This is a genomic window from Bradyrhizobium sp. UFLA05-109, from assembly GCF_054185165.1.
This window is the reverse complement of the sequence record NZ_JBBIAR010000134.1, coordinates 1-6,790: the sequence shown is the minus strand read 5'-3', so window position 1 is coordinate 6,790 and position 6,790 is coordinate 1. Positions and strand designations below refer to the sequence as shown.

The 6,790-nt window shown below is 56.4% G+C and carries 5 protein-coding genes; 1 reads left to right on the top strand and 4 read right to left on the bottom strand.

The annotated features are described in order from the left end of the window. From Q3C01_RS44365 to Q3C01_RS44355, 3 genes are all read right to left on the bottom strand, one after another. On the bottom strand, nt 1-1,325 hold a 1,325-nt coding region (locus Q3C01_RS44365; RefSeq protein WP_458151649.1), incomplete at its 3' end, for an acyl-CoA carboxylase subunit beta. 1 nt (nt 1,326) lies between these two features. Beyond that, the gene (locus tag Q3C01_RS44360) at nt 1,327-1,830 is read right to left on the bottom strand and encodes an acyl-CoA carboxylase biotin carboxyl carrier protein subunit (protein WP_458151648.1); all 504 of its coding nucleotides are present in this window, start codon (nt 1,828-1,830) and stop codon (nt 1,327-1,329) included. A 1-nt stretch (nt 1,831) separates the two neighbouring features. Next, entirely contained in the window at nt 1,832-3,307 is a 1,476-nt protein-coding gene (locus Q3C01_RS44355) for an acetyl-CoA carboxylase biotin carboxylase subunit (RefSeq protein WP_458151647.1), read from the bottom strand. A gap of 1,521 nt (nt 3,308-4,828) precedes the next feature. Between Q3C01_RS44355 and Q3C01_RS44350 the strand changes: the two genes are divergently transcribed. After that, complete coding sequence (locus Q3C01_RS44350; RefSeq protein ID WP_458151646.1) at nt 4,829-5,221, top strand: hypothetical protein; 393 nt, start codon at nt 4,829-4,831, stop codon at nt 5,219-5,221. 359 nt (nt 5,222-5,580) lie between these two features. Here the strand turns inward: Q3C01_RS44350 and Q3C01_RS44345 are convergent, their stop codons facing one another. Next, nucleotides 5,581-6,219, bottom strand: a complete 639-nt coding sequence (locus Q3C01_RS44345) for a hypothetical protein (RefSeq protein ID WP_458151645.1) — start codon at nt 6,217-6,219, stop codon at nt 5,581-5,583. Nucleotides 6,220-6,790 lie beyond the last annotated feature (571 nt).

Sequence of the window (6,790 nt, the reverse complement as noted above, 5' to 3'; positions counted from 1 at the left end):
ATCTGAGACTGTGGCCAGGTAAACATAAAGCGTGGATCGAAGGCTCGACCTGCCATGGCGTATGTCCCCGCTCCATGAGAGCTGTTGCAAATCACTGTAAGCTTGGGCACCTCCGCTCCAGAGACGGCCATGATGAGCTTGGCACCGTCCTTCGTGATGCCACGCTCCTCGTATTCCCGTCCAACCATGAAGCCGGTGGTGTTCTGCAGGAAGAGCAACGGCGTCCGGTTCTTATCGCAGAGTTGTATGAAGTGGGTTCCCTTCAGGACGCTGTCGTTCTGCAGCACGCCGTTGTTTGCGATAACTCCGATCTGATATCCATGGAGTCGCGCGAAACCGCAAGCCAGGGATTGGCCATAGCCGGGCTGGTATTCGTGGAATCGGCTGCCATCAACGAGACGTGCGATGATCTCCCGCATGTCGAACTGAACGCGAGGATCCTTTGGAATGATGCCGTATAGTTCGGATTGATCATAGGCGGGGGACTCCGGAGCGCATTTTTCAATCTCTTCTCTCGTTGGACGCGTCATGCGAGCGACAATGTCCCGCGCAATGGCGATTGCATGCATCTCGGAGTTCGCAAGGTAGTCACTCGTTCCCGAAACGCTCGTATGCATGCGAGCGCCACCAAGCTCTTCGGCAGATACGACTTCTCCTGTGGCGGCCTTTACGACTGGAGGTCCGCCGAGAAAGATGGCTCCGGCCCCCTGCACGATGATATTGTAATCGCTCAGCGCCGGGACGTAGGCGCCTCCCGCGGTACAGTGCCCCATTACGATCGCAACCTGCGGCACCCCCATCTTGGAGAGGATTGCTTGGTTACGCAGGATGCGACCTGCGTGATAACGATCAGCGAAGAACTCCGCCTGCAAAGGTAAGAATCCGCCGGCACAGTCACAAAGATGGACCACCATCAGGCGGTTCTCAATTGCGATATCCAAGGCGCGTACGATCTTTTTCACGGATAGTGGATACCAAGCGCCGCCCTTCACACTGGCATCATCTGCATGAACAACGACCTCGCGACCCGCCACTATACCGATGCCGACGACCTGCGCTGCACAGGGCACCTCACCTTCATATGCCTTGTTGGCCGCCAGCGTCGAAAGCTCGAGAAACGGAGTTGCGGGATCGAGCAATGCCTCGATCCGATCACGAACAAATAGTTTGTTTTGCTGTCGCAGACGTCCAAGGTCGCGTGCCGGTCGGTCGAAGCGAGCAGAGCGCTGGCGCTCCTTCAATTCGGCCGCAAGTCGCCGGTTATGGAGCTCGTTGAGGCGAAATTCCTGCGATCTGGTGTCCGCCCGGGAAACAATTCGCTGCACGTCAGCGTCCTTCCTCGGAAAATGTAACCAGCGCGGAGTCCCGTTCGAAACTTTCACCTACTGCAAAGTGAATGCGCTCGACCACGCCGCCCCGAGGAGCGCGCACGACGAATTCCAGTTTCATACTTTCAACCAACATCAGCGTCGCGCCTGCGGACACGACATCCCCGCGCGAAACCTTGATTGCAATCACGACGCCAGGCATCGGTGCGCGAGCCACAAGGTGGTTGGCCTGTTCGTCCAAGCAAGCGAGCGTTCGCAGTTGATCGCGATATCGTAAGACGTGCGTCCTACCGCGGATGTGTAGGTGAAGAATATCACCGTCGATTGCGAATTTGACTGGGACGGAGTCGCTCGCAATGGCAAGGGTCCCGCTACCCTCGAATAGATGTGAAAACGACACCGGAGCGAACACCTCGTCGTCCAGGTGAAGACGATAGCCGTATTGGCTACGTGAAAGCCATATTTGATAGTTCTCGGCATCAAGCGTAAAAGAGTGCGTCACGTCAATTTCTCCACTTGCCGATCTCCGCGTGGAGCGTGGGCACGGCGTCTGCTGAATCGCGAACGGGTCTCGTCAGGAGGGCGGCGGCCGCTAGAACGGCGGGTATGTCGCCCGCGCATTGGCCGGCTGCCACGTGCGGGTTTTCATCGAGATAGCCGGTATGGATCTGACCGCTCAAAAACGTCTCGTCAGCGAATAGACGCGCGAGGAAATTGACGTTTGTCTCGCAGCCAAGAAGCACCAACTCGCGCATGACGCGTTCCGACGCTAGTGCCGCGTCCCGGCGTGTGGCCGAATGTACAATGACCTTTGCGAGCATAGGATCGAATGCAGTCGTGATCTGCTGACCTTGAACAATGCCGCTGTCAATTCGTAGGCCCTCGCTCTGAGGATAGTCCAGCATGAGTATTGTTCCGGTCGTCGGAGCGTAGTCGCGCTCAGGAGCCTCAGCATATATCCTAGCTTCAATCGCGTGGCCTTTAGAGACGATATCGGACTGTGAAAGGCGAAGCGCGCGACCTGCGGCGATATGAAGCTGCTCGGCAACTAGATCGATGCCGGTGACCATTTCGGTCACAGGGTGCTCAACCTGAAGCCGAGTATTCATCTCAAGGAAATAAAACTCACTTCCATCGAAGATAAATTCGACAGTTCCAGCATTTTGATAGTTTGCGCTGCGAGCGATGCCGACCGCTATTTCGCAGACTCGTTTGCGCAGCTCTGGCGACAGGGCAGGTGAGGGCGTCTCCTCAATGATTTTCTGGAAGCGGCGCTGCACTGAGCACTCTCGCTCGAAAAGATGAACCACCTCTCCGAAAGAATCGCCTAGCACCTGCACTTCGATGTGGCGTGGCCTTTCAGCATATCGCTCGACGTAGAGACGACCATCATCGAAGTAACGTAGGCCCTCACGGCGCACTTGAGCAATCGCGTCATCAAGGTTGTCGAGATTGCGCACAATCCGCATGCCCTTGCCGCCGCCGCCAGCCGAAGGTTTTACTAACAAGGGCAGACCAAGGTCCCGCGCTCTGGAAGAGAAGGTCTCTGGATCGTCTTCCTCCTCGACCGAAGGCGCGACGGGAAATCCACTCCGCTGAACAAATTTGCGGGCGCGAATCTTATCGCCCATCAGTTCGATGCTTTCGGAACTGGGACCGACGAATGCAATGCCTGCCCGTGCAACAGCTCTTGCGAACTCCGCGTTCTCCGAGAGAAATCCATATCCCGGATGCAAGGCCCCGGCCCGTGCTTTGCAGGCCGAAGCGATAATCTGATCGGCATCGAGATAGGCCGCGGTCGGAGAGCTACCGTCGATGGAGATCGCAGTGTCCGCCATGGAAACCGCTGGCGTGCCCGCATCGACGTCGTGATAGACGATTGCGGAGCGTAACCCCAACTTGCGCAACGTCTTGATGATGCGAACAGCTATCTCGCCCCTATTGGCGATCAGAACCGTATCGAAGGGTAGTGTCTGCATTCGCGTATTCGTCCAAACAACGTCGGAATTCCGACATTCGAGAGCTGTCGGTCTACGAGCAGCTTTCCGCACTCATCACGCCAGGGCGAAACAGCAGCGGTGCCCTTTAGGTCGGGCTCGAGCGAAGCCTACCGGGCCTCATCGAAGCCGCGCCGATGTCACTTCGAGCCTGCTTTTGTCCTTGCGCTATCATGCGCTGACATCACGTAGCGACACTGATCGCTCAAGCTGCTGAACTTGGTTCGGAGACAAGCAGTGATTGCCTCGACATCCGGTATGACGCTGCTGCAGAGCCGAAACACGTCCGGTGTGCAAGCCCTCTGCTCCTCCTCTGTAGCTGGCTTATCTCGGGCGACGGCGCGCTCAAACGTGAGAGAGGACATGGTCGTAAGAGCAATGAAAGCGATTGCGTGGCAACCTGTTCTATGGGCCCAGCGAGAGAGGGGACGCGGTTTCGAATTCAAGAGATCCTCTTTGATGGTCGTTTGTTGCCATATTGAGCGTCCTGCGGGACACCCAATCCGGCTCCAGTAGAAGAATGGGGGCCAAGGCTCAGATCAGCGATGGTTGCAAGAGCGCGCGTGTTAACTCAGCGGTCGGAGCGCGGCTCTGAGCCGTAGTGGCGGTTACTGCAAGCGGGCTCGAACACTTGCGAAAGCAACAGATGAGAGACAATTGCGACACTTGGCTCGGACGCAAGTGAACAGCATGTCGATCATTGTCATCACAGTGTTCCGTGTTGGACATCCCGTGACGCGCAGCCTGACTTGGGCCAGGGGTCGCAAGCAATCCAAGGTCTAGAGGAAGTCGGTCATCGCCGTTTTCGGCGAGGGCTTCTGGATCCTGATAGCGTCGCGCGGAGTGAACATAAAAGGGGTGGGACATTGGCGATCCGTGGATGTCCTTGGAGACGTCGGCCTCGCCGGAGACCACCGCCAGTTGTTCGAGACCGTACAATTTGACGCCACGTACGATTCAAGCCCTACGAGCGGCTGGTTTGACGAAATTGTGTGAATTCGCATGGCGTCGCCAGGCACCTCATGGCGACAAGGTCCAGAGGACAAGTCGACACGAATGAGGAAAGGCGAAGCGGTTCGCGGCTCTGTCCACGAAGTCGCAAGTTCTTCGTGGCCGATGCTGCGCAATTTCGAGCCAGAAGCGGCGTCAAGTTTGCTTCGCCAGACGGGACCACGCGCAGGCAAAAACGGTCCGTTCGACGTCCGTCCAAGCGGATGGGGCGAGCGATCAAGCAGGCAAAGACGGTGGCCTGAGAAGGGGCCGCTTCCGACGCCAGCCGAATCGCTGTTGTGAGCCCAACGTCGACATCCACGATTGCTTGGTCGCGAAGCGAAAGCCCATGTCCTCACGCTCATCAAGAAGAGAGAGGTGGCAAGGAGAGCAGGGTAGCGGCTGGGGCCGACTAGATTTAGTGGGCACCAAAGGAATGGCTTGAAGCTAACGTAGCGTCACATTGTAGGCGTGGAGCGTGGAATATGAACGGAATATGAAAAGGCACGCACCATGGATGAATGGCGCATTTTCCAATTGGATAAGCTCCCCACTTACGTGCTCGGCAGACAGCATAGCACCGCGACGCCGACTGCCGACTATCCTCTCGCCGACAATTGCGGCCGGTCTAAGGAAGACGAGCAAGAGAAGGCTCAAAAAATATGGGCCGACTGCTTCTCACCTCAGGATCGGATCAAGTACATCCGTAAAAATCGGTCGGAGTTCAAGTTCCGCAACTACAATCAGATGATGGAGGTCGTGCTGGGCCGCTGCTTCACCGGTTGCGCGTCGGAGCTAGTCAGCTGGCGCAATCGATTCAGGGTGAGAGCGTGGCGCGTCGTCCTATTGTTCTGCGTGGCCACGTGGGTAGCCATTATCTTCGCCGTGGTTCGCGCGTTCGGTTGAACGTTGATTCGCTAAGTCATTACAAGCAGTGGGACTCGAGCATCGTTTCGGATCGATAGCGTGCCGAGAGCGTGCGAACATCTGCGGGTCCAGAACTACCCGGGTGGCAGTCCGCCGTGCCAAAAGTTGCGCCCGTCGGTGCAGAGATCCGGCATCGATGCTATGGCTTATGTGAGCGCAGTTCCGGAAGCCGGTCGCTCTGGCGCGACCTCGTCAATCGAGTGACGAGATCAGATACCGGTGATCTGCCGAAGGTTGCCTCGGACGCGTCGAGCCGCGGAAAGCAGCTCGATCTCTCATTTGGCGACGTAAGTCCTCTTCATGACCGCGTTATGATCAGGAGTAAGTTCTAATAGTAATCAAGCGACAGCGACAAGAGCGATAATTAGCTTAACGAGAAGACCAAGTTCGATTTGAGTAAAAGATGCACGTCCTAGAATGAGTCTGGCGATCTCTGTCCGGTTGGAAGGAGTTCGCAAGCTTTGGGGTAACGCCAAGACCGCTTCATCAAAAATGCGTCCCAGCATCAAAAGCTGTTCCGGCTCGTACAGTTTGCCGTACGTCTGTTCGAGGTGGTTCGCTTTCCCTCCTGTGAGCGCACTATCCGCTTGTTCGTCAAGTTTCGAGCACATCTCGAGCTTCGCCGCTACCAGCTCGTTTGTAAGTGCGTTCAGGAGACGGGTTGCTTCAAGCGCGCTCTGGTCCTCGCATATTAGTCTTGCAATCTCTTCGATTTGTAACTCAATCCTCTGCTTAAGATATTGAACACGCAAACTGCCGCAACGAGAGTGCCCAGCTTGTTCTCCAGGCGGCTCAGTGGGGGTATGCGGTGCAGCATCAGCTGTTAGTCGAGTGGGAGATGAGTTGGCGAAAGCGCGCAAGGGAAGAGCGAAATATCTAAGGAGTTGCGTAAAAAAACCAAATGCCATCACCCGATATGCTTGGTTCAGGCGCTCAACTGCCCTCGATTTTCGAGATAGGTACACTGTCATAGTCATAGCTGCCTCATGCATCGTTCTGGTACACGAATCGTCTATCACGGCGCGCTGGCCTCCAGAGCGCGGGAGGATTTCGCCCGATCAGACCTGCTGACAACCGCTCGAAGGGCTTTTTCTGCAGCCTTACTGTTGAACAGGTGCCGAATTAGCCCACCTGGAGCAACGGCCCTCAACAGTCGACGATTAATCCTCACGAACCGCTCCTTCCCGAGCTCAACCGCTGGATTGACTAGCAGTGTTCCTTAGGATTGGTAAAATAGATTGTTGTGATGCAGCGCATTCACCTCGTGGATTGAAGGGGGCGACAAGGACGTCATTCCGCTACGTCCCGCCGATCGAAACACTGTTGATGCCGCGCTACGGCCACGATTCGATCGCGTCTGTTCGAGCTTAGCGCGGGCGAGTTCCCGAAACGCTTGGCCTGAAAGCGAGTTCGTTCGCGCTACGACACGGATCAGGCGAAGCAGAGGAAATGATCGCCTTTGATTAGGCCGGATTTCGAACCGAGGGGAGCTGAGCGGTAGATTGAGACAGGACTACCACAGCAAACGCTCGGTCACTGAATGCCGAG